This is a genomic window from Bacillus sp. HY001 (assembly GCF_007558965.1).
GTDB classification, from domain to species: Bacteria; Bacillota; Bacilli; order Bacillales; family Bacillaceae_G; genus Bacillus_A; species Bacillus_A mobilis.
The window spans coordinates 1-236 of sequence record NZ_VLTE01000309.1 but is presented as its reverse complement, the minus strand read 5'-3'; the positions used below and the strand labels follow the sequence as shown (position 1 = coordinate 236).

Annotated in this window: 1 pseudogene; it reads right to left on the bottom strand. The window is 30.9% G+C overall.

Annotated elements, in window-relative coordinates:
* Positions 1-38 precede the first annotated feature (38 nt).
* Positions 39-236, bottom strand: a pseudogene (locus FOT98_RS32790) (hypothetical protein); the annotation flags it as partial.

Genomic DNA, 236 nt, shown 5'->3' with positions numbered 1-236 from the left:
TTAAGTATATTATACATACGTTTCCCTTCTCCTTGCTATTACATATTTATTTTTATATTTTTCTCTTGTTTCCCAACGTTCTGCAATGCTTGATAACATTCGTATATCTGCTTGAAATCTTGTAAAAATCCATCGTCAGAGATACTATGAAATCCTTTAAAGTTCTTTCTACACCAATATAAGATGCTAGATTCATCCTTCGCTAAAAAAGAATCCGGATTGAAATGAATCAAAGC